Genomic DNA, 26624 nt, shown 5'->3' with positions numbered 1-26624 from the left:
AACGGGGAAGGATCAGGCGTGGGCGAGGATCGAATGCCCGATGTTGTCGATGTCTCGGGCGGCTGTGCGTGGGTTGGACAGGAAGACTTGGAGGATGTCGACGCCGGCCTCGCGCATCAGGGCTGTTTTTTCTCGTAGCTCGGAAGGAGAGCCGTACAGGCACCAGTAGTCGACGAGTTCCTTGGTGATGATCGGACGGTGCCGAGGGTCGAGGCCGCGCAGGTACTTCGCCCAGACGTCGAGGTAGTGCGGTTGGTCCGCGGCTTTCGGGTCGCCGAGGTATTGCTGGGCGGCGGTGAGTGAGGCGTCGACGATCGAGTCGCCGAGTTCGTCGCGGTGTTGGTCCATCAGTCCGGCGTTGGTGATGCATGAGCTGATCGGGCCGGAGCCGAAGCCGTTGGTGACGCCGTCTTCCCAGGTTTCTCCGTTGCCGAGTTGGTAGAACCAGGACAACGAGACGAGCTTGACCGAGCCTGGCGCTCGTCCGGCATCGGCGACGGCTTTGTCCAGGAGCCTGCGAATCATCTGGATCATGTCGATGTTCGGTCCGAGGCAGTAGACGACGGCGTCGGCGTACTTCGCTGCTTCGGCGAGACCGCGGGGCCCGCCGGCAGCAACCCAGATCGGGATGTGGTTGGTGACGTTGTAGAAACCGCTTTCTTTGTCGAGGAACTCCACTTCCCGGGACTGTCCGAGCCAAGTGTGGTTGACCCGGCGGCCTGCCATCAGTTCACGGGAGACCTCGATGGCGTGGGACAGTTCGGAGATCTTCGCGGTGCGGTTGCCCATGGAACGCAGCGCATTGTTGGCGGTACCGATACCGAGGAAGGTTCGGCCTGGCGCCAGGGCGTTGAGCGTGGCCATGGAGTTCGCGGTGACCGGGGCGATGCGGGTCAGCGGGTTGGTGACCATGGTGCCCAGGTGGATGTCGGTGGTCTGCTGCGAAGCCAGTGCGAGGAACTGGTACGGATCGGAGAACAGCAACGGGCCTTCCCCGACGCCGAAGTGAGTGACCCCGAGGTCCTCGGCCTGCTTCACCATCGCGACCTGATCGATCTTGGCGCAGGTGCCGATACAGAATTCCATAAGTTTTCTCCTTGCACGGGGCCCGGTGGTGTGCACTCGGCTCGTCCTACCCGTCGTAGCGGGGATGTGTCCGACGGCCTCACTGCGGGTGTGCATGCCTCCGGAGTGGATTCCGCGATCGGGGATGCTGCCTGCTGATCGCGAACTGGAATGCTAGCGTTCCAGATGAACGTAGCTCACAGTGACTCACACCACAAGTACTAGAATGCAAGTCGCTGCCTTCAACTCCCAGCACCACCCGATAACCGACGGAAAGCCTGAGCCGATGACCTCGACCGATCCCGGCCCTACGGCTAGCACCGAGGCTGCCGCCCTCCTTGCGCACGTCCGCACCTCCGGGGCACGCCTGTCCTCCGCGCTCTACGACATCTTGAAGACCCGATTGCTCGAAGGCCGCTATACCGCTGGCGAGAAGATCGTCGTCGAGTCGATTCGGCAGGAATTCGGGGTGAGCAAACAGCCGGTCATGGATGCCCTACGTCGCCTCTCGAGCGACAAACTGGTCTACATCGTCCCCCAGGTCGGATGCGAGGTCGTTTCCTACACCCCGCGTGAGGTCGAGGACTTCTTCACCCTGTTCGGTGGTTTCGAAGGAGCCATTGCTGCGGTGGCGGCCACGCGGCGAACCGAAACCCAGGTGCGGGAACTGGATCTGATCTCTGCACGCGTCGACGCGCTGATCGCCTCCGACGACCCCGAGGTCCGCGCCCACGGATACCGAGTTCACAACAGGGAATTCCATGCCGCCATCCATGCGATGGCGCATTCACGGATCATGGAGGAGACCAGTCAGCGGATGTGGGATCTGTCGGATTTCCTGATCAACACCGCCGGCATCACCAACCCGCTCGCGAGCGCGCTCCCCGACCGCCAGCACGACCATCACGAGATCGCCGAGGCGATCCGAAATCGCGATGCCGCTGCGGCGCGTGAGGCGATGGAGCGCCATATCGTCGGCACGATCGCGGTCATCCGCGACGAATCGAGTGCTCAGCCATCGCGCTGATGGTGAGCCCGCTCCCTATAACGGATTCTGCACGACCGGGCAGGCCTACAGGCTTCCGCCCCGCCTGCGGCGCTGAATCTTCAGGCAGCGCCGCATCACATTGATCGCCACAGAGCGATCCAGCCTCCTCCGACAGAGACTTGCGTCACCATTCGCGCTGGAGTAGCTTCGCAGCTAGACGTCTAGCATTCCAGTTGCTCGGCCCCTTTCTGCGGCGGCCCTCTTCGACATCCCGACGAATCTCAGACGAAAGGCGCGGCCATGACGACCGCCTCGCACCCAGCATTGTTCGCAGTGCCAGCCTGCTCCGACACTCGCAGCGGGGGAACCACACCGTGACCACCGCGCCGACTTCCGCAACGAAGACCTCCCCGATGCGGGTCGCCCTGGCCAGCTTCGTAGGGACCACCGTCGAGTACTACGACTTCTTCATCTACGGCACTGCGGCCGCACTGGTCTTCCCCACCTTGTTCTTCCCCGATGTCTCACCTGCTATCGGAATCCTGTTGTCCTTCGCTACTTTCGGCGTCGGATTCCTCGCCCGACCCCTCGGAGGCATCGTCTTCGGCCACTTCGGTGACCGGGTCGGCCGCAAACAGATGCTCGTCATCTCTCTCGTCGGTATGGGTGCCGCCACAGTACTGATGGGACTGCTACCCGGTTACGCCCAGATCGGCATCGCCGCTCCGATCCTGCTCACTTTGCTGCGCCTTGTTCAAGGCTTCGCCGTAGGCGGTGAATGGGGTGGCGCCACCTTGATGGCCGTCGAGCATGCCCCCACCGCGAAGAAAGGATTCTTCGGCTCCTTCTCACAAATGGGTGCTCCCGCCGGGACGAGCATTGCGACCCTGGCGTTCTTCGCCGCTTCTCAACTTCCGGACGAGCAGTTCCTCAGTTGGGGCTGGCGGCTACCGTTCCTGTTCAGCGCGGTCCTGATCGTAATCGGCCTGTTCATCCGCCTGTCCCTGACCGAAAGCCCCGACTTCGCCGAGATCAAAGCCAACAGTGCTGTAGTGCGGGTGCCGATCGCCGTCGCATTCCGCAAGCACTGGAAAGAAATCTTCCTCATTGCCGGCACCTACCTGTCCCAGGGAGTGTTCGCCTACATCTGCATGGCGTATCTCGTCTCCTACGGCACCACCGTCGCCGGAATCAGCCGCACCTTCGCGCTGGCCGGCGTGTTCGTCGCCGGCCTCGTCGCCGTCCTCCTCTATCCCGTCTTCGGCGCCCTGTCGGACACCTTCGGCCGCAAGACCATGTACCTGCTCGGCGCCGTCACCATGGGGGTGGCGATCGGCCCGGCCTTCGCACTGATCAACACCGGAAACCCCTGGCTTTTCATGACCGCGCAGGTACTGGTCTTCGGCATCTCCATGGCCCCCGCCGCCGGAGTAACCGGATCGCTGTTCACCATGATCTTCGATGCGGATGTGCGCTACAGCGGCGTCTCGATCGGCTACACGATCTCCCAGGTCGCGGGCTCGGCGTTCGCCCCGACCATTGCGACCGCCCTGTACGCCTCCACCAACACCAGCAACTCGATAGTGCTCTACCTACTGATCGTCTCGGCCATCTCGGTGGTCTCGGTGATCCTGCTGCCCGGCGGCTGGGGACGCAAGGGCGCGACACGCCAACTGGTTGCCGACCAGCGCACCTCGACACCGAATGCAACTGCCACCGCATCCTTTTCGACTCCGCCCACCACCGACGCCGCACAGTCCCTGCGGACCTTGGACAAGTGAAGTGACCACCATGAACGACCACGACTCCACGTACGACACCGACGTCATCATCGTCGGACTCGGTCCCGCCGGCGGCACAGCCGCTCTCGCCCTGGCCACCTACGGTGTACGCGTCCACGCCGTCTCGATGTTCCCCTGGGTCGCAAACTCACCCCGCGCGCACATCACCAACCAACGCGCCGTCGAAGTACTCCGCGACCTGGGCGTCGAAGACGAAGCCCGCACATACGCCACCCCGTGGGACCAGATGGGCGACACCCTGTTCACCACCAGTCTGGCCGGTGAAGAAATCGTCCGGATGCAAACATGGGGCACCGGCGCCCGGTACGGCGACTATCTCGCCGGCAGTCCGTGCGCGATGCTCGACATCCCTCAGCCCCTGATGGAACCGGTACTGATCAAGAACGCGGCCGAACGCGGTGCGTTGATCAGTTTCAACACCGAATACCTCGATCACAGCCAGGACGAGGACGGTGTCACGGTGAGATTCCGGGATGTGCGCTCGGGCACCGAGTTCACCCAGCGAGCGCGCTTCCTGCTCGGCTTCGACGGTGCCCGCTCGAAGATCGCCGAACAGATCGGACTGCCCTTCGAAGGCGAGCTCGCCCGTGCCGGCACCGCCTACATCCTGTTCAACGCGGATCTGAGCAAGTACGTCGCTCACCGGCCAAGCATTCTGCATTGGATCTTCAACTCCAAGGCCGGTTTCGGTGAGATCGGCATGGGTCTGCTGCGGGCGATCAGACCTTGGGGCCAGTGGATCGCCGGATGGGGCTTCGACATGTCCCAGGGCGAACCCGACATATCCGATGACGTTGTGCTCGAACAGATCCGTACCCTTGTCGGCGACCCTGAGCTGACCATCGACATCGTGTCGCGCTCGTTCTGGTACGTCAATCAGCAGTGGGCCGAGCATTATCAATCCGGCCGGGTGTTCTGTGGCGGCGACGCCGTACATCGGCATCCGCCGAGCAGCGGCCTGGGCTCGAACACCTCCATGCAGGACGCATTCAACCTTGCCTGGAAGATCGCCTACGCCGTCAAGGGATACGCGGGACCGGGACTGCTCGAGTCCTACTCCCCCGAGCGGGTCCCGGTCGGCAGGCAGATCGTCGCGCGCGCCAACCAGTCCCGCAAGGACTACGCCGGTCTGCGCGAGTGGTTCGATCCCACCAGCGACGACCCGGTCACCGCCGGCCTGATCACGCTCAAAGACCCCTCCCCCGAAGGCGCGGCCCTGCGCGAGCGCCTGTACGAGGCACTCGAGGTCAAGAACACCGAGTTCAATGCCCACGGCGTCGAACTCAACCAGCGTTACGCCTCGTCTGCGGTGGTCCCCGACCTTGAAGCCGGTGAGGAGGTATGGGGACGCGACCGGGAACTGTACCTGCAGGCCACCACTCGTCCTGGCGCCAAGCTGCCACACGCCTGGTTGGTGGGCCCGGACGGTACCCGGGTCTCGACCCTCGACGTCACCGGCAAGGGACAGATGACCCTGCTCACCGGTATCGGCGGCCAGGCATGGAAACGTGCCGCTGCCAGATTGGACCTACCGTTCCTGCGCACCATAGTCATCGGTGAAGCGGGCATCAACGACTCGTACGGGTACTGGCGGCAGATCCGTGAAATCCATGAGGCCGGGGCTCTTCTCGTGCGCCCCGACGGCTACGTCGCCTGGCGGTACAGCGCTCCGGTATGGGACGACAGCGAAGCACTCACCCACCTCGAGAACGCGCTCACCATCGTCCTCGACCGCGCCCCGCACGAGACCCCAAGCGCCAGGAACGGCGGTACGCCCCAGTACAGCACCCACGCCGTACCGATTGTCGTCCCGCACGTCACCGCCGACGACGCAACACCAGCCTCCACAGCCAGCATCACACCAATCGAGGGAGCACACGCATGACCCGCCCGTACACCAGCGTCTGGGACGATCTGAACCAGGTCGAGTTCAGCCAGGGGTTCATCCAGGCCGGCCCATACCGCACCCGCTATCTGCACGCCGGGGACGACTCCAAGCCCACACTCATTCTCCTACATGGCATCACCGGCCACGCCGAAGCATATGTCCGCAATCTGCGTTCACACGCCGAGCATTTCAATGTCTGGGCCATCGACTTCATCGGCCATGGCTACTCCGCCAAACCCGATCACCCGCTCGAGATCAAGCACTACATCGACCACGTGCTGCACCTCATGGATGCCATCGGCGTCGAGAAGGCATCCTTCTCAGGCGAGTCACTGGGCGGATGGGTCACCGCCCAGTTCGCTCACGACCACCCGGACAAAGTCGAGAGGATCGTGCTCAACACCATGGGCGGCACCATGGCCAACCCACAGGTAATGGAACGGCTCTACACCCTGTCGATGGAAGCCGCCAAAGACCCGAGCTGGGAACGCGTCAAAGCACGCCTCGAATGGCTCATGGCCGACCCGAACATGGTCACCGACGACCTCATCCGCACCCGCCAGGCCATCTTCCAACAACCGGACTGGCTCAAGGCATGCGAAATGAACATGGCCTTGCAGGACCTCGAAACCCGCAAACGGAACATGATCACCGATGCCACCCTCCACGGCATCACCGTGCCAACGATGGTTCTGTGGACCACCAAAGATCCCTCCGGTCCGGTCGACGAAGCAGAGCGCATCGCCTCCCACATCCCCGGCGCCAAGCTGGCGGTCATGGAGAACTGCGGACACTGGCCCCAGTACGAAGACCCCGACACCTTCAACAAACTGCACCTGGATTTTCTCCTCGATCGCAGTTGACAGATGCAGTCGGTGCCGCCCTCCCCTGAACCCCCTGGCGGCACCGGCAGGACCCACCCATCCGACGAACCTCATCCGCTCTCGCTCGAACCATCCGGGCAGAGGCCGTGAAGTACCAGCAAGGAGACTCCGCGATGCCTGTGGCGCTGTGCGCGATGTCGCACTCCCCCCTGATGGGACGCAACGACCCCGATCAAGAAGTCATCGACGCCGTCGACGCCGCCTTCGACCACGCGCGCCGGTTCATCGCCGATTTCGCCCCAGATCTGATCGTCATCTTCGCCCCCGACCACTACAACGGGGTCTTCTACGACCTGTTGCCACCGTTCTGCATCGGAGCCGCTGCGCAGTCCGTCGGCGACTACGGCACCGAAGCTGGCCCCCTCGACGTCGACCGCGACGCCGCTCACACTATTATGCGCGAAGTACTCGACAGCGGCATCGACGCGGCGTTCTCCGAACGCATGCACGTCGACCACGGTTTCGCCCAGGCACTACAACTACTCGTCGGATCTATCACCGCAGTACCGACTGTGCCGATCTTCATCAACTCCGTCGCAGAACCCCTCGGCCCCATCAGCCGAGTTCGGCTGCTCGGCGGAGCTGTCGGACGAGCAGCCAACAAACTGGGCAGACGCGTCCTGTTCGTCGGATCCGGAGGACTCTCCCACGACCCACCGATTCCGCAGTTCACCACCTCGCCTGAGCAAGTGCGCGAACGGTTGATCGACGGCCGCAATCCGAGCGACGCCGAACGCGAAGTCCGCGAACGACGCGTCATCGCCGCCGGGCGAGACTTCGCTGCCGGTACCGCCACCATTCAGCCGTTGAACCCCCACTGGGACCAGCATCTTCTCGAAATTCTGGCATCCGGCGAACTCGAACAAATCGACACGTGGACCAATGACTGGTTCGTCGAGCAGGCCGGCCACTCGTCCCATGAGGTGCGCACCTGGATCGCCGCCTACGCCGCGCTCCACGCAAACGGCCCCTACCAGGTCACGTCGAGCTTCTACCGCGAAATACCTGAGTGGATAGCAGGATTCGGAATCACGACAGCCCTCACTCGATCCTCGAACCACATGAAGTGACCGGCAGCTGCACCCCAAGAAAAGGTCTGTCGTCTTCGACAAGTCCAACTGAGCGCGACCATAACCGCACCGCCGCGGTTATCAAGCAATGCACTACTACAGGCCCACTAGTCACTCTTCCAAGCCGGGCCCATATTCCAAGTACATCACTACGCAAGGCTGAGCAGTGGAAACCACTGTGAAGCAACGCTATCGGCTTTGGATCGCCGTTACCGGAGCTCGAGTGCATCGATGAGCTTGCGGCGCTCGTCGTCGGTGAAGTGCTTCCGCACCGCCGCGGCCAGCACATCCGGATCCGCTCCCAGACGCTTGAGTGCCTGAGCCACCTTGTCCACCGGCTCGAGCTTGCTCGCAGGTTCTTTCGGCTGCGGCGCGTCGGGCTCGGCAGTCTCTGCGTCGGCTTCGGGTTCCGGCTCAGGGTTCTGGGCTGCTTCCCATGCCGCGACCTGTTCCTCGAGCGGAACCCGGGCCAGCGAGCGGGCCTGGCGCACAGCGAGATCACCGGCCCGCAGGGCGGCTTGCAACTCGGGGGCGAGTTTGAGCAGAGCGCGACGCTGGGACACCCAGCCTTTGGAGCGGCCGAGCTTCTTCGCCGCCGCATCTGCGCTCCCGAACTCGGAGACCATCAACTCCACAGCCTTGGCTTCCTCAAGGACGTCGAAGTCGCGGCGGTCGATGTTCTCACTCGTTGCCGCCCACAGAATTTCGCCCTTGTCGACGGCGATGCTGTCGCGCAGCACCACATCGAGGCCGGGGCGGCCGTACTTCTGGGCAGCAGCGAGCCGACGGTTGCCGTTGACGACGATGTACTGCGCTGCACCGAGGTCGTCTTCGTCTTCGGGCCACAGTTTCAGCCAGGCGGTGCGGCTGACCACGGTGCCCGGTTGCAGCTGCCGGTCGGCGATGGTCGCCAGATCCGACAGGTCCCCGAGTTCGTCACGCGGGTTGCGGGGGTTGGCGATGAGCTGATCGACCGGAACATCGGCGAGCAGTTGACCTTCGAGCGGCTCGATCGTCGTCTTCGTCTTCGTGGGTGCGGGGGTGCGCTTACGGTCGACCGGAGAATTGTCGCCGACTGCTCCGACGAGGGAGGCGAAGTTCGCGCGCCCACCCTTGGGCGGCATCAGCGACCACCGTCCGCGAGCTCGAGGCTGAGCTTGTAGAAATCCTCCCGTGCCTGCAACGAGACGCGGTTGGCTTCGTACTCGGTGACCACGCGGCCTTCGGCAGCGGCGCGGGTGTGGACCTTGTAGTGCCTCACCACCGTTCGCGCCAGGGGCCAGCCGTTGGCCTGGACGAATTCGCGGGTCTGCTCGAGGTCGACCTTGCCGTCGCGGGGATCCCAATTGTTCACCACGACAATGAATTTCTTGCCGAGAGGTTCGATGACCTGCTTGATGGTGCGCGCGGTGGGATCGAAGCACAGCGGTTCGGGTTCGATCGGGACGATGACCAGATCGGCGACTTCGAGCACTGCGCGCAGGGCGTCGGTGGAGCTGCCGGTGCCGAGCACATCGGTGCCGTCGTCGGCGCCGGACAGGTCGATCCAGCCGGGGGTGTCGACGTAGACGTGCTTGATGCCGGGCAACTTGTCGAGATTACGTAGCACGTCGAGGTTGTCGTGGACCTGGTCGATCAGAAACGGCAACTCCTCGACCCGCGAAGCCCACCAGACTGCGGAGCCCTGCGGGTCGACCGAGATCGCGGCGACCGGGGACTGAACATCGTCATCGGCGCCGGCGGTCACGGCGGTGAGGACATCCGCTTTGACGGCGGCGAGGTTCATGGTGAGCGTCGATTTTCCGACGCCACCTTTTTGGTTGAGCATGACATGAACAGCCACAGGTTACCTCCGTATGCTTCACCCCAGGTTGGGGCTACTTCGGACTCGCGTCGTCATCTCTTGACGGAGATGATGATTGCGCCTGCACCACGGTTATCTCCGCGAGACGCGCAACACGTACGATAGACCCTTACAGGTCTACCGAACAAGCTTTCGCCGAATCATCTCAGATGCCTTGCGTTCTCACCCTCACGTGAGAGCGCCGACCGAGTCGACGCCACCTCCAGCGGCACCGAACATCTTCTCTTCAAAGATATTCTGCACCAAGTGAATACATGGTAACTATCTCAATCCTGCTATCTCCCTGACACTGTCGATGCGGAAACGGTCCCACACGGCTCCGCAAACATACGGGTTCCCCATACCGCGCCGAACTCGGCCCGATCGGTGGCGTGCCAGGGTTCAAGAATGCAGATTGACGAGATGATGCGGGCAAGCCCTGACGGTCGAGCGCTGATCGCGCTACCTTGAACCGCCCATCACTTTCGTCACTGTGACAGCGAACCGGCGACCAAGTCACACGACTCGGCAACCCATCGCGCTACTGAGGACCGCCATGAACCCCACTGCGGTTTACCGCGGTAAACCAGAGATCACCTCGAACCGTCGGCAGGGACGCATTGCCACGATCAGAATTCACGGGTGCACCCAAGGCCGCACCGCTAGCTACCGAGATCCCGTTGGCCGAGAACCCCAGCGCCGAAGGCTTATCCACACCCTCAGACACGCGGGAGCAGCGGAACCCGAACTTCCACCCCGAATCGAATTATTACTTTTGCAAAGCACCTACATCGCCTACAGTCGACCACATGACCTGACCGTCTCGGAAGTCGCTGTCCAACAAGTAATGTGGTGCATCGACAGCATGCTACCACCGCCTTCGCGGAGTGCAATCACGCCCTTACTCTCACAGAGAGCACGCAATTGCGGCGTGGACACATTCCTGCCGAACGACTACCACAAACCCATCGATCCCCCGCTACTCGACGATCGAACCAGCAACGGGGACGCACAGTCGACGTAGACCTCGACCTATCCGCCGTTCCGCAGAAGGACACCGACCACCACCACTTCAACATCCTTCAACGTGCCCGGCCAGTCCTTCGACGAATCGAAACGGCGAAGAGCCGCCTCGGACCCCCCGGCCGAACCGCTCGATGAACTCCCCTACACGGGTGGCGCAGAATGCCAGGACCCGTGTCATTCCACGTCAATTCACGCGCCTTTTCACCTCGTACTGTCCTGCCAAACACAAGCAACGGAGGTACGGACATGGTCGAATACACAAACACATTCAAAGTTGCTGCGGTGCAGGCACAGCCTGTGTGGTTCGACGCGGCCAAAACGGTCGACAAGACCGTGTCCATCATCGCGGAAGCAGCCCGGAACGGGTGCGAGCTCGTTGCGTTTCCCGAGGTATTCATCCCGGGGTACCCGTACCACATCTGGGTCGACAGCCCGCTCGCCGGAATGGCGAAGTTCGCCGTGCGCTACCACGAGAATTCCCTGACGATGGACAGCCCGCACGTACAGCGGTTGCTCGATGCCGCCCGCGACCACAACATCGCCGTAGTGGTGGGAATCAGCGAGCGGGATGGCGGCAGCTTGTACATGACCCAGCTCATCATCGACGCCGATGGGCAACTGGTCGCCCGACGCCGCAAGCTCAAGCCCACCCACGTCGAGCGTTCGGTATACGGAGAAGGAAACGGCTCGGATATCTCCGTGTACGACATGCCTTTCGCACGGCTTGGCGCGCTCAACTGCTGGGAGCATTTCCAGACGCTCACCAAGTACGCAATGTACTCGATGCACGAGCAGGTGCACGTCGCGAGCTGGCCTGGCATGTCGCTGTACCAGCCGGAGGTCCCCGCATTCGGTGTCGATGCCCAGCTCACGGCCACGCGTATGTACGCACTCGAGGGACAAACCTTCGTGGTCTGCACCACCCAGGTGGTCACACCGGAGGCCCACGAGTTCTTCTGCGAGAACGAGGAACAGCGAAAGTTGATCGGCCGAGGCGGAGGTTTCGCGCGCATCATCGGGCCCGACGGCCGCGATCTCGCAACTCCTCTCGCCGAAGATGAGGAGGGGATCCTCTACGCCGACATCGATCTGTCTGCGATCACCTTGGCGAAGCAGGCCGCTGACCCCGTGGGCCACTACTCACGGCCGGATGTGCTGTCGCTGAACTTCAACCAGCGCCGCACCACGCCCGTCAACACCCCACTTTCCACCATCCATGCCACGCACACGTTCGTGCCGCAGTTCGGGGCACTCGACGGCGTCCGTGAGCTCAACGGAGCGGACGAACAGCGCGCATTGCCCTCCACACATTCCGACGAGACGGACCGGGCGACAGCCACCCTCTGACTCGGGCGCACCCGTGGCGCCTCCGAAGCGCCACGGGTGTGTGAAGGGGCGAGACAGGGGAATCGGAGGATCACCGAGTACAACGCATCGTCGATCGCAGCGAGTCAGCCCGCCCGTAACCCCCGATAGGTCCACCCCACGTATCCCCGCCGGTCACGCCTTCTCGACATGGGGTAATCGAGGTCGTCGTGGCCTGTATCGACATCCAGAGTCCCTGAGCTGAAGGCGCCCACCACCCTATGTCGCGATGACCTTCTCGCCGCACCGCAGAGAGCCGACATCGAGACCGAGCCCGGCATCGCGATTACGGCTACCCTGAAAAGAACAATGAACGGGGTTAGCACCAGGTAGGTCGATGAACACTTTCTTCTCCTCTGACCAGGTCTCGGCACCCGATCGCGTCGCGCTCTGGCACGATGTCATCTGCCGCAGCTATGTCCCGCTCAACATCACCCTCACGAGCGAGCAACCCTTCATCGGTACGGTCTCGACGGGCAACTTGGGCACGGTACGTATCGCGACGTCCTCGTCACTGCCCCAGCAGATCACCCGCACTCGTCGCTTGATCAGCCAGGACGAGCGTGAGTACCTCATGGTCGGGGTGCAGTCCGCCGGCCATGCACTCGTGCAGCAGCACGGCAGAACTGCACGAGTCGGTCGCGGTGGACTGGTTTTCTGGGACACTCGCCATCCCTACGACATCCTGTTCCCGACAGACTGGAGAATGAGCGTATTCCAGTTCCCGCGATACTCTTTCGGCTTCACCGAAGATTTCATCGGCAGGATGACCGCGGTGAATGTCGGGGGCGATCGCGGTATCGGACGAGTGGTGTCATCCTTCATGACAAGCATCAACGATGCGACCGATGCAGGAGACTTGGCGGAGGTAGCTTCACTCCACAACAGTGCTGTCGATCTTTTGTCAGCGGCGATACGGACCGAGCTTGCCGATCAAGCCGCCGCCTCCGACGGCCTACTCGAGTGCGTGCTTGCGTATATCCGACAGAACCTGGCCGACCCGAACCTGTGTGCCTCACAGATCGCGGCGGAGCACAACGTCTCTGTGCGGACCCTCCACCGACTGTTCTCGGCCACGGGACAGGGCGTGGCCGAACACATCCGTACCCTCCGACTCGAGCGCATCAAGACTGAGCTGGCAGACCCAACGAGTCGGCGATATACGATCAGCGCGTTGGCGAGAAAATGGGGGTTCCTCGATCCCTCAACGTTTTCACGCGCGTTCAAAGACGCCTACGGCATCACTGCCCGAGAGTGGGCGGCTTCTGCATCAGCACCACCGACGGAGGCTTCGTAGAAAGAGCCCGGTATCCGGCCTGCCCTTGTTCGCTTGCACACCGTTCGGTCCGTCACTTCCGATGAAGCCGGAGCCAGCAGGTTGGCTTCCTTCCGCAATTCGATCGCTCGGGGATTGTCCGGGGGCACCGCTGGTGACCTCCAGGACCATTCCGGCCTGGTGTCCGCGATCGGTATGCACCTGCCCCGATGCATCCGGGCCGCGATGCCAGTGCTCGGCAGGACCCACCGGCGACGACGGCCAGCGTGACCCCTGGACCGGTCGGTCGAATTCGCGCCTGCCGACCGAGAGTCGGGACCCGGTGTGCCGCCGCAACGCTCCCGGCCGGTGACCGGATCGGCGGACGAGCACGCTAGGTGTCCATCGTCCTGTCCGTACATCAGCCACACCGAGTGTTCGCGTGCCGGTACGTAACCAGTCCCCCGGCTGGGTCAAGAGCCTTGCGATTCGCCGAGCCGGCCCTCCATCGGTGAAGCCGATCCGATCGGTGAAGTGCTGACCACCGGATGAGTAGCACCCGTTCCGACAGGTGTCAGCGCGGGGTCGCCGCGGTACTCGAGCCGAGTGGGAACATCGCACGTGCGTCGAGCACGGGGACCGGGGCCACCGTCGCCGCTGTGATCGCAGCCGTGGTCTCGGTGGTATCGAACGGCTATGGAGCCGACCTCGCGTCGTCTCCCCTGCGTACCGATGCTGACAGCTGCCGGCATATATCCGCAGATGTCGCTGCGGGCGTTCGGTGGACAGGCGCTGCGAGCAGCAGTGCAGCGCACTGTAGTCGGTGGCTCGACGGCGATCTCGTCCACCGCCAGAACGTGGTGCCGGCTGTCACCGACGTCGGAGTCCTACCGGAATCGATCACCCGGTTCGGTCACCAGCTGACCGAACCGGACCACCCCTTCGACCACACCACCCTTCCCTCCCTCAGGTCGAACAGAGTGACGACACAGAACGACCGAGGATCGCCCGGAAGGAGACGGCACAGACGGCTGCCGAGCCACCCCATTGCCGACCGGACCGCACCGTGCACCCAGCTGAGGGTCACATCAACGGAAAAGTTCGAGCCGCCTACACACCGGGGCTTGGCGCCGAGCAGGTGGACTCGGATCCGGAAGCCGCGAGCAGGCGCTGGTGCATCTCCGACGACCGGATCGGAGTGTGCAGCCCGCAGCGTCGGGCCGTGCCATGACGCCGTCGGTCACCAGCGCCTGCAGCATGTCCTGCTACTGCGGCGGGCAGCGAGAAAATCGCCTGTTCAGCATGCCGTCGGGCATCGCTGAGGTTGCCATGAGCATCATGTGAACCATCGATGGTGGGTGCATCCGTGTGGACGCAGAGCGTGAGTGGTCGACGGTGCACGAGCTTGTCGACTGTGGGGCCGTCCTCACCTCGGCCGACCGAGTACACCGGGTCTCGTTCAGACGCCGGATCCACGCGCTCGGTCGCTCGGTATCGGCGACGGCTGGGACGCAGGCCTGATGCCGGTACCACTCAGAACAACCCCGACAGTGGGTCCGGCAAGCTGGAACCGTTGACGCCCCTCACAGAAGAGAACTACAGTTAAGGAAACTGAACGCTGTTATGGAAAATGACATGTCGATCAATGCTCAGAACACGGTCCGCGAATCCGGGTCACGGCGCGGTGCCGTGCGGGAGTTCAAGAAAGGACTGATACGCGATGCCGCGAAGCGCATCTTCGCCGAACGCGGCATCGACGCCGCCTCGATGCGCGAGATCGCCCAGGCCGCGGGCTACACAACGGGAGCCATCTACACCTACTTCGACACCAAGGAAGAGCTCTACGCCGAAGTGCTGCGAGACTCCCTGCACGCCCTGCAGTCCGAAGTGGCCACCACCGTCGAAACCTCACCCGACAGGCCGGCATCGGCCGCGGCACTGCACGGCTTGTGGTCCTTCTACGACACCCATCCCGCCGACTTCGAACTCGGTTTCTACCTGTACGGCGGAGTCCGCCCTGCAGGCCTCAACAAGAAGCTCGACGAGGAACTGAACACCCTGTTCGACCAAGTGATGACGTTGATCGCGAATGGTCTGATCACCGACGGACTGGCAACCGAGCAGACTGCACACCACCTCGCGGTGGTCCATGCCACCTGGGTCTTCGGATTGCTCCTCATGACAAAAACCGGTCGCGTGAAATCGGTCCGCGACGACGCCGAAGCCATGCTCGACAGCTACCTGAAGATGGTGGCTACGCACCAAATGTTATGACCTGAAAAAGAATCGAGAGACGATGACCGAACACTCCATGTCGATCGCTCCTACCGCCCGGGCGCAGGAGTACACCGACCGTTTTCGCCGGTTCCTCGACGAGGACGTCCGTCCACTCGAAGAGGAACTCGCGAAGCACAACGTCGGCACTGCCGGACAACCGAAGCTCGACAGTGAAGGCCGAATGCACCCGATCGTGTGGGAGGCTCGCCGTGAGGTGCAACGGCGCGCCGGCGCCCTGAACCTGTACGCCCCACACATCAGTGCCGAACTCGGCGGCGGTGGATTCAACCGCGTGGAGATGCACCACGTCGAGGAATTCGTCTACCGCCATTCCGGTCTCGGGCTCGGTTTGGCCGCCCTCGCATGGACAGAGGGCCCGAACCCCGCGAGCGAGCACATGTCGGAAGCGATGCGGGAGCGGTATCTCACGCCGTTGATCAAAGGTCAGATCACTGCTGCGTTCGCCAACACCGAACCCAATGTCGGCACCGATGTCCTGGGTATGGAGACCTGGGCGAAACAAGACGGCAGCGACTGGATCCTCAACGGCCGCAAAGCATGGATCACCAATTACCATTTCGCCGACGTATACCAGGTCGTCGCCGTCACCGAACCCGGCGCCGGAACCCGGTCGCTAACGATGTTCCTCGTCGATGCCGACACCCCCGGTCTCGAGCGCGGCCCCGACCTGCCGACCATGATGGACGACGGACTCACCGGCGAACTCGAATTCCGTGACGTGCGGGTGCCTGCGGAGAACATCGTCCGTGAGGTGGGCGACGGCTTCGCCCTGGCCATGTCCTGGATCAACTGGCGGCGATTGTGCCGCGGTGGCATGTGTTCCGGATGGGGCCAATGGCTCATCACACGAGCGATCTCCCGATCGCAGGAACGCAAATCCGGTGGCCGCCCCATCGGTGATCTGCAATCGATCCAGCACCTGATCGCCCGCATGGCTCTCGAGTTCTACCAAGCACGCTCGACCTCCCTGGTCGCACAAGCCGAACTCGACCAGTGGGGCGCGTTCGAGATCCCCCTGCACAAGGAAGCACCGCGCCTGATCAGCCTCCTCAAGATCATCAATGACGAGGCGTTCTACCGCCTGGCCGACAGTGCAATCCAGGTCCACGGCGCCAACGGTTTGCTGCGTGGCTCCCCGGAAGAAAAACTCTTCCGAGTGGCCCGCAACCTGCGGATCCCCGCCGGCACCTCCGAAGTGCAGCTCAACGCCATCGCACGTGGCCTACTCCGCGAAGCAGCAGTGTCATGACCACCACGACGCGCCGCCTGACCGAGTATTCCCACGGCGGAGGATGCGCCTGCAAACTCCCACAGTCGATGCTCGACGACGTAGTCACCATGATGCGACAGACCGGAGTTCCCCAGTCGGACGAGTCCGGACTGCTGATCGGACTCGACACTCCCGACGACGCCGCCGTCTACGCCATCGACGACACGAAGGCATGGATCGTCACCACCGACTTCCTCACCCCCCTCGTCGACGACCCCCGCGACTGGGGCCGGATCGCCGCCACCAACGCCCTGTCCGATGTGTACGCGATGGGCGGCCGCCCCCTGATCGCCCTCAACATCCTTGCCTGGCCCACCGGCCTCGGCGCGGACATGTTGAACAAGGTTCTCCACGGCGGCGCGGATGCTGTCTCTGCCGCCGGCGCTCTGGTCGTCGGCGGCCACAGCATCACCGACCCCATCCCCAAATACGGCCTCGTCGCGATCGGTGAGGTCGAGCGCGACAAGATCCTCACCAAAGGTGGCGCTCGCCCCGGCGATCTACTGGTGCTGACCAAACCCATCGGGGTCGGCATCATCAGTACCGCAATCAAACGTGGTCAAGCCCCGCAGAACTCACGTACCGCTGCAGTCGCGAGCATGACCAGGTTGAACTCCTCGGCCAGCCGGATCGCCAGTCAGGCCGGGCTGAAAGGAGCGACCGACATCACCGGCTACGGATTGATCGGCCACCTGCACGAGATGGCGGCCGCGGCCGGCCTCGGAGCTCGCATCGACATCGACCGAGTTCCTCTTCTGCCCGGAGTGACGGCGCTGATCGCCGACGGCTGTGCTCCCGACGGAAGCCGCAGGACATTGGTCAATGCACTGCGGAAAGGGTGGTTCGAGCCTTCTTCGATCCCGCAGGAGCAGCAGCTCCTACTGGCCGACGCCCAAACCTCCGGGGGGCTGCTTCTGGCCGTTCCACCCCACGATGCCGCCTCGGTCGTTGCCGCTCTGCGCGCCGGCGGTGATGCCCATGCCTGCGTGATCGGTGAATTCGTCGACGACGGCCGTCCCGGCGTCGTCACTGCTGAAACGAGCACACGATGACCGAATTCGGTTGTGTCACCGGCCGATTCCAGCCTGTGCACAATCAGCACATGGAACTGTTCGAGATCGCCCTGAACGAGTGCGATCACCTGGTGGTGGCGATCACCAACCCGGATCCGAGCGCACACCACGAAGAAGCAAGTTCGGCGCACCGACACACCCGGGCGGCCAATCCGTTCACCTACTTCGAGCGGGCTCGCCTGCTCGACGCTGCCCTGACCGACCACGTCCGGGCCGGGCGAGTGACCATCGTGCCGTTCGACCTGACCCAACCGCAGCTCTGGCCGCAGTATGTACCCCACTCGGCACGGCATTTCGTGCGGGTTTTCAGCGACTGGGAACACGACAAAGCCAGATGGCTCGCGCAGGCCGGCTACGCGGTAACCGTCGTCGACGGCGACCCGGTAACCAAGCTGAACGCGACCGACATCCGCCAGGCGATGCTGGCCGGTGACGACAGCTGGCGACACCACGTGCCCGCAGCCACCGTAGCGTTGCTCAGCGAGCTCATCGCCACGAGCGTGCTGGAGGAACAGCCATGAGGATGCCCGGCTACGGCGAAACCCAGCCCCGCCTCGACGACGATCGGATGCCCGTCATCCTGGTCACTCTCGACGGGCTCGGGGACCGGCCCGTCCCGGAGTTGTCGGGCCGGACCCCCGCTGAGGCGGCACGCACCCCCGTCCTCGACCGATTGACCGCCCGCGGGAGCAGCGGGTGGCACATACCGTTCGGATGGGGACGCGCCCCCGCCTCCGAACTCGCCCATTGGGCCATGTTCGGATACTCCGACATACCGTTTCCCGGACGTGCCGTCCTCGAAGGAGTCGGCGCGGGCATCGACCTACCGCTCGACGCCGCGACCACTTTTGCCGCACTACGCACGTCCCGCGTCCAGAACGGACAGGTATGGATCACCGGGCGCGTAGGTAAGGACGACGCTGCCGACGCCGATCGATTATTCGAGGAACTGGCACCGCTGTTCGACAAGGCCGACGCGCAGCTTCATCCGGTTGGTCGAGGGGAAGCGGTGCTCGTCCTCCCGCACCACACCCGCGGCGACGTCACCGACTCGGACCCCTTCTTCGAAGACTTCCACCCTTGGTTGCAGGTCACATCGGCCGGTCCGGAGGCGACAGATCTGGCCGAACACCTCAACGAACTGCTGCTGACCGCCCGGCGTCATCTCCTCACGAGTCCGGTCAACGCAGTACGCGCCGCCGACGGACGCCCCGCTCTCGACGTCATGACCACCAAATGGTCGGGCAGCCGGCGACCCGTGCCGGATTTCCTCACCCACGCCGGCGTGGCAGGAGCTGCCGTCACCAGCACCCGCCTCTATCGGGGCATCGCTGGGCTCCTCGGGATGCGGCACCATCACCTGCCTCCCGCCACCGATCACGGTGTGGATATGACCACACGTATCGAGGCGGCCGAGCAGTTGATCGACGAGGGTGCACGCTTCGTCCACATCCACACCAAGGCCACCGACGAGGCCGGGCACACCAAACAGCCACGCGCCAAGCTGGACGTCCTCGAAGCGCTCGACCCGGCGTTCGAACGCTTCGAGTCCTTGTCGGATCGCGCCGTTATCGCGATCACCGGCGATCACGCCACTCCCTCGGTCGACGGCGTCCTGCACACCGCCGACCCCACCCCGCTCCTCGTCGTCGGCCCCACCGTGCGGCCCGACGCAGTCACTCGATTCGGGGAATCGTTCGCGCACCGCGGCTGGTACGGAACCGTCGCTGCCCGCGACCTGCTTCCCCTGTTGTTCGGTCACGCGAATCGGCCGGTGTTCCTCGGCCACCGAGCAACTCCGCGACAGACCCTTGCGTTGCCTGATAGCCCTGCCGCGATGCCGGCGGGCTGACCTTCCTTTCCCGGTCTGCACAGCACCGCTACGCCGAACGACGAGTGTCGCCGCCATGTGCACCACTCACTCACCGGTTACACGAGGACGCCCCTCGTGCACCGTGTGCGGTACCGAAATCGGCCGTAGACCGTGCGGTCGTGCCTCGATGCCGGGGCATCCCACCACCGCCGCAAGAGCCGGGCAGGGGCCCTGCCGCCCGGCAACCCGCCGACATGGGTGAGATAGGCGCCGGTCCGCAACCCTGACTCCGCGTCAGAGTTGCGCACATTGTCTAGGCTGCGCGACCGAACCGACGTTCGTAGTCCTCGCGTTCACGCGAGGCGCGCGCCTGTGCCTTCGCACTGAGCAGATCCGGATCGAGACCGTGTTGCTGGAGTCGATGACGTTGCCAGATGCTCATCAACGCCACAGAAAAGTACATCCAGGGCAAGAGCAGCAACATCATCATCGAGACGGGAATCCATACCGGTCCCGGGATCAGCAGGAACAACAGCAGCAGCGGGATGACCGGCACATTCCACCGAAGAAGATATCGGCGCACGCCACCCGGCCCCAGGATGTCGTTACGGACCCAGTCCTGCATCTGCGGAGGCAAGGGGCGGCCAACCACATAGGCCAGGCGCTGAATCACGGTAGGTCGTGTGCGAAGTGGGGTCGTCACAGCGTTCCCTTCGTTGTATCCGGTGGCTCGGATGGATCTCGGGACGGACGTCGATCCGAACTGGTTGTTGCATGTGCTGCAGCATCATTGAGACGGGTCAGTGCCCGATGCAGCTCCTGGAGCTCCGCGGGCGAGACACCGAGCTTCTCGACTACGGCGACCGGGACTTTCTCGGCTTCGTTCCGCAGGGCGCGACCTCGGGCAGTGAGATCGACGACCAGTTGACGTTCGTCTACACGACTGCGCGAACGAGTGATCAGCTGCGAGGCTTCGAGGCGCTTCAACAAAGGTGAGAGCGTGGGCGAGTCCAGCGCCAACGCTTCGCCGATCGCCTTGACCGACATCGGAGCTTTCTCCCACAGCGCCAACATCACCAGGTATTGCGGGTGAGTGAGCCCCAGCGGCTCGAGGATGGGCCGGTAGACAGCCAGGACGGCCCGGTTGGCAACGGCAAGCGCGAAGCAGACCTGTCGGTCCAACGCCAAGAGGTCGTCGTTCCCCAGCCCGATCGAAGCGAGGTCACCTGTGGTCACAGGACGAGCGTACCGGAATCGATCGTGCACGAACGAATCGTGTACGAGGAATTTTCGAGATGTGCATCACCGGCACGGCCTGCGATGCAGTTCGACATCCGAACAAGTGCGACTCGCACCTGCGCACCCACTCCGATCGCTCGAAGTGTCGCGAATACCGAACCCAGTGGCGCCACGCGCTTCACCGGCCAGATACTTCACCAGTTCCCCATCGGGCCGAGCGGCGACGAACTCTGCCCGGGCCGGCGGTTCGGCACGATGCAGCGCCTCACGATCGACGGCCGGCATTCCGGACGGCAACGGGCCGGGAAACGGTGAGTCCCGTCCGCGGGCAAACCACCACCACCGGCGGTGCATCGATCCGGTACATCGACGGTGCGCACGTCACTGGCCCTCGGGCACATCTCGCACGTAGGTTCCGCCACTGCGCAGGAGGCCGATGCGCCTTACTTACAAGGTTGTTCGTCGATCCACTTCTGCAGGCTGTGCCCCAGCGAAGCCAACGACCTATCGAGTATGGTCAACACCTCACTGGGGGATGCGGGAGACCTCACTCCCTCGCGCAGGACGGCGAGCACCACGGACTGCACCGCACCCCCGACAGCAGCCGGCACCACCGCCGCCGGACGCGTACCGACACGGGACGCAACGAACGTCGAGACGACCTCGGACCACACCAACCACCGTTGCGCACCCTCGGCCTGGAGTTCCGGTGAGGCGTCGAGGATCCGAATCTGGGCGGTCCAGACACCCTCGTCGTCGAGTCGGGCCGCCACCGTATCGATCACCCCGGCCCGGATCGCCTCCATGACCGGCACCTCATCGCCGACCGTGTCGAAGGCGCTCTGCAGATCGCGGGTGCTTTCCTCGAAAGGAAACCACACGAGTGCCGCTTTGCTGGAGAAGTACCGGAAGAAGGTGGTCTTGCTGATCCCTGCGGCCGCAACGATGTCCATGATCGATGTCTCCGCATAGCCCCGTTCGAGAAACAACTCGAACGCGGCGGCCTCGACCTGCGCACGAGACGACACCTGTGGACGTCCACGTCTGCCGGTAGCCATCGCGTTCCCCCCTTTTTCCGACCCGAGACTTGATTTTGGGTACCCGGTACCGTAAAGATAGGCGACGCGCGAAGCGACCGACAACATGATCTTGCGACACCCACCACGACCCGTCACCCCCTGTCGGCGGACCGTGGATCCCGGTCGGTGAACCGACCCCGTCCCGGATGCCCTGCCTGTCCCCCCTCCTCCAACGGGCAGGGCATCCGGGCCCTCCATACCGAGCGGCGCAGGGCGGGGTAGTGTGCCATCCGTTCGGTCGATGGGCTCGCCATGGCCCGCCGGTGCCGTTCGCCGGTATTTACCTGCGGGACAGTCGGTATGCCGATCGCTCCCACCGCCGAATCCCGCCCCCTTGTCGGAATCCTCTTTACGTTCACCTGCGAACATGGACGGTACCGCTCATGCAGAAGAGATTCGGACGTCCGATCGGAGGGTGCACCATCGATGTCGGCTGCTCGTTCGGCTCCGCGGCATGATCGACTTGATTTTCGGAACCGAGTAGCATAATTATGGTTGAACAATCGACTACCGCTGCTGTCGTCCGAGCCGATCCGCCCGGACGATCAACTCCGGCACGTAGATGGCAGGTCCGACCACGATCGGCAGACCCGTTCTCCCGACGGGACGCCCCGGCTCCACCGGACGACACACGACCAAGGAAGACCGTTTTCTGATGATTTCCAGCCTCGTAATCCAGCCTCTGGCTCGCGCAGTCGCAGTCGTGCTGATCGTCGCCGATACCGCCCTCGCCACCCGAGTGCCGGCCCTACCCGACTGGGATGAAGACGGCTCCGCCGCCCGGAGCTGACGTCGCAGGGACATCACCCGCACAACGATGTGCCACTTCCGGCGATCACCGACACGCCAACGCGCCGAACCGGCACAGAGATGACCGAGACCACATCGTGAAGCGTTGACGGCCTCATACCGTCGCGGGACGAGCAGGACCGAGCACGGCGACATTGCCGGGTGCCGCAGCCGCCGGCAGGTCGAGGACCGTCGACGTACGCAAGCGATGCAGCAGGAACGCTGCCCCGAGCCGGCTGCGCCCGAATCCCTCGAACGGGTTGAAACCGAGTGTCGCAGTGATGGTATCGATCCTGCTCTGAAGCGTGCTGTGGTGGATATTGAGCAGTCGCGCCGCTTCCCGAACGGACTGCGCAGCGACGACGGCATCGATCGTCTCCATCCCCCAGGCGTAGTGTGCGATGGCCTCGACACGGTCGGCGTCGCTGTGCGGAGCGTGCTCATCGGCGTCGGCAAGCAGCTCGATCAGACCCCCGTAGGAGTCGGCAACGACCTGGGGCTCCTTCGGAGCTCGGCACAGGCGCAGAGCGACCATCGCGGTCCGGAACGACCGATCCAACGAGTCCGGCGGCGTGGCTGTTCCGATACCGCACGGCGAAGCGCCGAACCGCGGGTACCGCTCCGGCACAACGATGGCGTGGACCGGACCGAACGGGGTGGCAATCACGTCCTCCGGACCGGCGGGATGATTGCGCCACACCGCGAACAGCGGGGCCACCACGAGGCGATACATGCCCGTTGCCGACAAGCCGAGCGCGCTCGCCGCGGTCAACCGCTCGTCGGGAGTGCTCTCGCGACCGGTGAGTATGCCGAGGTGGCGGCGATTGTCGATCTCCCGGGCTCCACGCCCGTTCCGGATCCGCGCGGCCAGTGCCAAGCGCTCGAGGATGAGTGCGTCGTTCGGCCCAGCAGCACCGTCGCGTTCGAGCCAGACGTCGATGCCGTCCTCCGACGCCACGTGCAGATTCGAACGATCTGTCGGCGATTCACCCTGCACTGCTTCTCCTTTCGGAGTGACTCGTAGAGTCCGCGGCGGGACGCTCTGCCGGAACCCTGCAGTACAACCGGCCAGCGCGGCAGCGGTCGCCAGCAGGGCACGGGTGTTGACGTTGCCGACGATCAACTCGTCGAAGCACGCGATGACACGCAGACCCAAACTGGCGCTGGGATCGAGGCGGGCGATCCGTCCGAGTAGCTCTTGCATGTTCGTTCCTGCCCTCAGTCCGCAAGGATTTTCTCGACCCAGGTGTTGCGGGTCCGAATCATGGACCGGCCCACGCTGGTGTGCGGGGCGAAAATGTCGCACGCGTGAAAGGCGCCGGACCATACGTGCAACTCGGCATCGCCACCGGCTTGCCAGATCCTGTTGGCATAGTCGATCGCCTCGTCCCGGAAGATCTCGGCCGCACCGACGTCGATGAAGGCCGGCGGCAATCCGCTCAGATTCTGCGCGCGGGCCGGGGCTGCATACGGCGAGACAAGGTCGGTGCCCCGCTGCTCACCCAGCAGGGCGGTCCAGCCGGTTTCGTTGCTGATCCGGTCCCACACACCGATACCGTCGAACTGCTCGATCGAAGCGGTCATGCACCGGTCGTCGAGCATCGGATAGTCGAGCACCTGCCCACACAACCGGGGACCACCGCGGTCCCGCGCAGCCAGCGCGAGACCGGCTGCCAGTCCGCCACCGGAGCTGGCACCGGCGACCAGGATCCGGTCCGCCCGCACGTTCAGATCGGTGAGATGCGCAGCCAACCACTCCAGGGCGGCATACATATCCTCACGCGGGTAGGGGTCGGGATACTCAGGGGCCAAACGATAATCGACCGTGACAAGAACCGCCCCCAGTTCGGTCACCCAGTCCAGCACCAGGTCCAGGCCGCTGAACATGTCTCCGAACATCAATCCTCCGGAGTGCGCGTACAGCACCGCAGGACGGGGCCCGCTGAAGTCCCGGGAACGAAGCACCGCAGCGTTGACGGCAGCGCCATCACCCCCGGGAAAGGTCACGTCGTTCGCCGCGATCCGTCGGCGGTCGAATTCCTCGTCCATCGGAGGGGACGCATAGGACGTACGCATGAACTCGATCAGGTCCGCAGTGATGGTCGGAGGGAACATACCGCCTACCACAGCCAATCCCGCCTTGAGTTCGGCATCGAATGGTGGATGGGGCACGGCTCGGGCCATCGTCACGTCACCTCCTCGAAGACTCGGATCGAGAATACGGCGGCCGCTCGACCGAGGGACCCGCCATTCGGCGGGGAAACAGAGCGAAACTGCGCCGCCGCGTCGGTTGAGACACCCATCACACGTTCGTGAAACTTGGAGCAGCGTCACTGTCGACCGAACGAGAGGAACAACCTCCCATGTCCGATACCCAGCGCGTCGTCGACTCAGCCCGCGAAGTCATCCACACCACGGTGAACAGCGGTGCCGTGCCCGGAGTAGTAGCGGGCATGACGAACGACCAGGAAACCCTGTTCATCGAGTCCGCCGGGGTGCGGTCTGTCGACAACGATCAACCGATGACCGATGACACCGTCTTCAGCATCTTCTCGACCACCAAAGCCCTCACCGGCACCGTGGCGCTGCAACTCGTGGAATCCGGTGATCTCGACCTGGATTCCCCGGCCGAGGAGTACGCGCCCGCGATCGGCGAACTCCAGGTCATCGAGGGCTTCGACTCGAACGGTGAGCCGCTGCTGCGAGCACCGAAGACCGACATCACGACCCGCCAACTACTGCTGCACACCGCCGGCTTCGGATACGACTTCTTCAACGAGACGTACAACCGCCTCGCCGAGAACCATGGTCAGCCCAGCATCGTCACCGCCACCAAGGACGCGCTCAAGACACCGCTGCTGTTCGATCCCGGCACCCAGTGGGAGTACGGCTCGAATATCGACTGGGCAGGCCAGGTGGTCGAAGGCATCGTCGGCACCCGCCTCGGCGAGGCGCTGAAGACACGAGTCCTCGACCCACTCGGCATGACATCGACGTCCTTCACTCCGTCCGACGACATGCGCGCGCGTCTGGCGACCATGCACCAGCGCACCGACGACGGGCTCCAGGCCACCGATTTCGTCATCCCCACCCCGCCCGAGGTCGACATGGGTGGGCACGGACTGTTCTCCACCGTCGGTGACTACCTCGCCTTCATCCGGATGTGGCTCAACGACGGCAAGGCAGACGACGGCACCGTCATCCTCCGCCCCGACACCGTCGAGTGGGCGACCAGAAACGACCTCGGCGACCTGACCGTGAAGATGCTTCCGGGTGTCATCGGGTCGCTGTCGAACGACGCCGAGTTCTTCCCTGGCCAGCGCAAGGGCTGGTGCTACACGTTCATGACCAACGAAACCGAAGCACCCACGGGCCGTCCCGCAGGCTCTCTCGCCTGGGCAGGCCTGGCCAACCTCTACTACTGGATCGACCGGCACAACAAGATCGGGGGCTACTGGGCGACGCAGATCTTCCCGTTCGCCGACCCCGGCTCGCTCGGTGGTTACCTCGACATGGAGACCGCCGTCTATCGAGCCCTTTCCTGACCCGGTTCCATCCCAGGCCGCGGCATCGGACATCGACCTCGATCCGTTGACCGCTCGCGTAACCGGCGCGCTCGCCGAACAGCCACACGACGACATCAACGAGATCGGGTGAAATCCCCCACCCGACGCACGGAAACCACACCGCTGCGGGTGTCGAAACACCCGCAGCGGTGTGGTGTTGCCACGCCGTTCGAGGTCTGGGTGCAACAGGTCGAGCGCGAACACCATCTCCCACGGGCTTGCCGCGAGGGCGATCGATTTCCCGAGGTCGCCCGGAGACGAACCATCCTGCACCCTGATACTCGGCCATGAGTCCGGTCGGGCTGTGCTGC

Annotated in this window: 21 protein-coding genes; 13 read left to right on the top strand and 8 right to left on the bottom strand. The window is 63.9% G+C overall.

The window, feature by feature from the left end:
* Positions 1-12 precede the first annotated feature (12 nt).
* Positions 13-1122, bottom strand: coding sequence for an LLM class flavin-dependent oxidoreductase (locus OCS65_RS29415; RefSeq protein ID WP_263510558.1), 1110 nt, complete (start codon positions 1120-1122; stop codon positions 13-15).
* A gap of 229 nt (positions 1123-1351) precedes the next feature.
* Between OCS65_RS29415 and OCS65_RS29410 the strand changes: the two genes are divergently transcribed.
* The 5 genes from OCS65_RS29410 to OCS65_RS29390 all read left to right on the top strand — a co-directional run bounded on the left by OCS65_RS29410 (position 1352) and on the right by OCS65_RS29390 (position 7697).
* Positions 1352-2092, top strand: a complete 741-nt coding sequence (locus OCS65_RS29410; RefSeq protein ID WP_094979944.1) for a GntR family transcriptional regulator — start codon at positions 1352-1354, stop codon at positions 2090-2092.
* A 374-nt stretch (positions 2093-2466) separates the two neighbouring features.
* Positions 2467-3834: an MFS transporter gene (locus OCS65_RS29405; protein ID WP_263510607.1), complete on the top strand. Its 1368-nt coding sequence runs from the start codon at positions 2467-2469 to the stop codon at positions 3832-3834.
* 10 nt (positions 3835-3844) lie between these two features.
* On the top strand, positions 3845-5740 hold the full coding sequence (locus tag OCS65_RS29400) for an FAD-dependent monooxygenase (RefSeq protein ID WP_455769735.1): 1896 nt from the start codon (positions 3845-3847) through the stop codon (positions 5738-5740).
* The gene (locus tag OCS65_RS29395; protein WP_085471007.1) at positions 5737-6606 is read left to right on the top strand and encodes an alpha/beta fold hydrolase; all 870 of its coding nucleotides are present in this window, start codon (positions 5737-5739) and stop codon (positions 6604-6606) included. The genes OCS65_RS29400 and OCS65_RS29395 overlap by 4 nt, the downstream gene beginning before the upstream one ends.
* A gap of 134 nt (positions 6607-6740) precedes the next feature.
* Entirely contained in the window at positions 6741-7697 is a 957-nt protein-coding gene (locus OCS65_RS29390; RefSeq protein WP_263510557.1) for a 3-carboxyethylcatechol 2,3-dioxygenase, read from the top strand.
* A gap of 209 nt (positions 7698-7906) precedes the next feature.
* Here OCS65_RS29390 and OCS65_RS29385 read toward each other — a convergent pair whose 3' ends face one another.
* Both OCS65_RS29385 and OCS65_RS29380 read right to left on the bottom strand, forming a co-directional pair.
* A complete protein-coding gene (locus tag OCS65_RS29385; protein WP_263510556.1) occupies positions 7907-8821 on the bottom strand; it encodes a ParB/RepB/Spo0J family partition protein in 915 nt (304 codons plus the stop codon).
* Positions 8821-9525 carry a nucleotide-binding protein gene (locus tag OCS65_RS29380; protein WP_420833264.1) on the bottom strand — a complete coding sequence of 235 codons (705 nt, stop codon included), beginning with the start codon at positions 9523-9525 and terminating at the stop codon, positions 8821-8823. Before OCS65_RS29380 ends, OCS65_RS29385 begins: the two co-directional genes overlap by 1 nt.
* A gap of 1287 nt (positions 9526-10812) precedes the next feature.
* On the opposite strand from OCS65_RS29380, the gene OCS65_RS29375 reads away from it, so the two are divergent.
* The 7 genes from OCS65_RS29375 (at position 10813) to OCS65_RS29345 (ending at position 19679) form a co-directional block, all read left to right on the top strand.
* Complete coding sequence (locus tag OCS65_RS29375; protein WP_088898916.1) at positions 10813-11913, top strand: carbon-nitrogen hydrolase family protein; 1101 nt, start codon at positions 10813-10815, stop codon at positions 11911-11913.
* Between the two features lie 355 nt (positions 11914-12268).
* Positions 12269-13228: an AraC-like ligand-binding domain-containing protein gene (locus OCS65_RS29370; RefSeq protein WP_006553303.1), complete on the top strand. Its 960-nt coding sequence runs from the start codon at positions 12269-12271 to the stop codon at positions 13226-13228.
* 1593 nt (positions 13229-14821) lie between these two features.
* Entirely contained in the window at positions 14822-15460 is a 639-nt protein-coding gene (locus tag OCS65_RS29365) for a TetR/AcrR family transcriptional regulator (RefSeq protein ID WP_263510554.1), read from the top strand.
* 22 nt (positions 15461-15482) lie between these two features.
* Positions 15483-16733, top strand: a complete 1251-nt coding sequence (locus OCS65_RS29360; RefSeq protein ID WP_263510553.1) for an acyl-CoA dehydrogenase family protein — start codon at positions 15483-15485, stop codon at positions 16731-16733.
* Positions 16730-17806: a selenide, water dikinase SelD gene (selD, locus tag OCS65_RS29355; protein WP_263510552.1), complete on the top strand. Its 1077-nt coding sequence runs from the start codon at positions 16730-16732 to the stop codon at positions 17804-17806. Before OCS65_RS29360 ends, selD begins: the two co-directional genes overlap by 4 nt.
* Positions 17803-18348: an adenylyltransferase/cytidyltransferase family protein gene (locus tag OCS65_RS29350; RefSeq protein ID WP_006553299.1), complete on the top strand. Its 546-nt coding sequence runs from the start codon at positions 17803-17805 to the stop codon at positions 18346-18348. The genes selD and OCS65_RS29350 overlap by 4 nt, the downstream gene beginning before the upstream one ends.
* Positions 18345-19679: a BPG-independent phosphoglycerate mutase family protein gene (locus OCS65_RS29345; protein WP_263510551.1), complete on the top strand. Its 1335-nt coding sequence runs from the start codon at positions 18345-18347 to the stop codon at positions 19677-19679. Before OCS65_RS29350 ends, OCS65_RS29345 begins: the two co-directional genes overlap by 4 nt.
* Before the next feature lie 274 nt (positions 19680-19953).
* On the opposite strand, the gene OCS65_RS29340 is transcribed toward OCS65_RS29345, so the two are convergent.
* From OCS65_RS29340 to OCS65_RS29320, 5 genes are all read right to left on the bottom strand, one after another.
* Positions 19954-20313 carry a DUF5313 family protein gene (locus OCS65_RS29340; RefSeq protein WP_255312755.1) on the bottom strand — a complete coding sequence of 120 codons (360 nt, stop codon included), beginning with the start codon at positions 20311-20313 and terminating at the stop codon, positions 19954-19956.
* Positions 20314-20339: 26 nt separating this feature from the next.
* A complete protein-coding gene (locus OCS65_RS29335; protein WP_088898921.1) occupies positions 20340-20876 on the bottom strand; it encodes a MarR family winged helix-turn-helix transcriptional regulator in 537 nt (178 codons plus the stop codon).
* Positions 20877-21322: 446 nt separating this feature from the next.
* On the bottom strand, positions 21323-21937 hold the full coding sequence (locus tag OCS65_RS29330) for an acyl-CoA-like ligand-binding transcription factor (protein ID WP_088898923.1): 615 nt from the start codon (positions 21935-21937) through the stop codon (positions 21323-21325).
* 925 nt (positions 21938-22862) lie between these two features.
* A complete protein-coding gene (locus tag OCS65_RS29325; protein WP_263510550.1) occupies positions 22863-23870 on the bottom strand; it encodes a helix-turn-helix domain-containing protein in 1008 nt (335 codons plus the stop codon).
* Positions 23871-23965: 95 nt separating this feature from the next.
* Positions 23966-24931 carry an alpha/beta hydrolase gene (locus tag OCS65_RS29320; RefSeq protein WP_263510605.1) on the bottom strand — a complete coding sequence of 322 codons (966 nt, stop codon included), beginning with the start codon at positions 24929-24931 and terminating at the stop codon, positions 23966-23968.
* 179 nt (positions 24932-25110) lie between these two features.
* Here OCS65_RS29320 and acmB point away from each other — a divergent pair, with 179 nt between their 5' ends.
* Entirely contained in the window at positions 25111-26292 is a 1182-nt protein-coding gene (gene acmB / locus OCS65_RS29315) for a methyl acetate hydrolase AcmB (RefSeq protein WP_263510549.1), read from the top strand.
* Positions 26293-26624 lie beyond the last annotated feature (332 nt).

The sequence above is a fragment of the Rhodococcus aetherivorans genome (assembly GCF_025722975.1).
Taxonomy (GTDB): domain Bacteria; phylum Actinomycetota; class Actinomycetes; order Mycobacteriales; family Mycobacteriaceae; genus Rhodococcus; species Rhodococcus aetherivorans.
Note: the sequence above shows the minus strand (reverse complement) of the source record. Positions and strands in the feature narration are given on the sequence as shown.

Coding starts and splice junctions, on each gene's coding strand:
- OCS65_RS29410 (WP_094979944.1), top strand. CDS start 1,352: ATGACCTCGACCGATCCCGGCCCTACGGCTAGCACCGAGGCTGCCGCC.
- OCS65_RS29405 (WP_263510607.1), top strand. CDS start 2,467: ATGCGGGTCGCCCTGGCCAGCTTCGTAGGGACCACCGTCGAGTACTAC.
- OCS65_RS29400 (WP_455769735.1), top strand. CDS start 3,845: ATGAACGACCACGACTCCACGTACGACACCGACGTCATCATCGTCGGA.
- OCS65_RS29395 (WP_085471007.1), top strand. CDS start 5,737: ATGACCCGCCCGTACACCAGCGTCTGGGACGATCTGAACCAGGTCGAG.
- OCS65_RS29390 (WP_263510557.1), top strand. CDS start 6,741: ATGCCTGTGGCGCTGTGCGCGATGTCGCACTCCCCCCTGATGGGACGC.
- OCS65_RS29385 (WP_263510556.1), bottom strand. CDS start 8,821: ATGCCGCCCAAGGGTGGGCGCGCGAACTTCGCCTCCCTCGTCGGAGCA.
- OCS65_RS29380 (WP_420833264.1), bottom strand. CDS start 9,525: ATGCTCAACCAAAAAGGTGGCGTCGGAAAATCGACGCTCACCATGAAC.
- OCS65_RS29375 (WP_088898916.1), top strand. CDS start 10,813: ATGGTCGAATACACAAACACATTCAAAGTTGCTGCGGTGCAGGCACAG.
- OCS65_RS29370 (WP_006553303.1), top strand. CDS start 12,269: ATGAACACTTTCTTCTCCTCTGACCAGGTCTCGGCACCCGATCGCGTC.
- OCS65_RS29365 (WP_263510554.1), top strand. CDS start 14,822: ATGTCGATCAATGCTCAGAACACGGTCCGCGAATCCGGGTCACGGCGC.
- OCS65_RS29360 (WP_263510553.1), top strand. CDS start 15,483: ATGACCGAACACTCCATGTCGATCGCTCCTACCGCCCGGGCGCAGGAG.
- selD (WP_263510552.1), top strand. CDS start 16,730: ATGACCACCACGACGCGCCGCCTGACCGAGTATTCCCACGGCGGAGGA.
- OCS65_RS29350 (WP_006553299.1), top strand. CDS start 17,803: ATGACCGAATTCGGTTGTGTCACCGGCCGATTCCAGCCTGTGCACAAT.
- OCS65_RS29345 (WP_263510551.1), top strand. CDS start 18,345: ATGAGGATGCCCGGCTACGGCGAAACCCAGCCCCGCCTCGACGACGAT.
- OCS65_RS29330 (WP_088898923.1), bottom strand. CDS start 21,937: ATGGCTACCGGCAGACGTGGACGTCCACAGGTGTCGTCTCGTGCGCAG.
- OCS65_RS29320 (WP_263510605.1), bottom strand. CDS start 24,931: ATGGCCCGAGCCGTGCCCCATCCACCATTCGATGCCGAACTCAAGGCG.
- acmB (WP_263510549.1), top strand. CDS start 25,111: ATGTCCGATACCCAGCGCGTCGTCGACTCAGCCCGCGAAGTCATCCAC.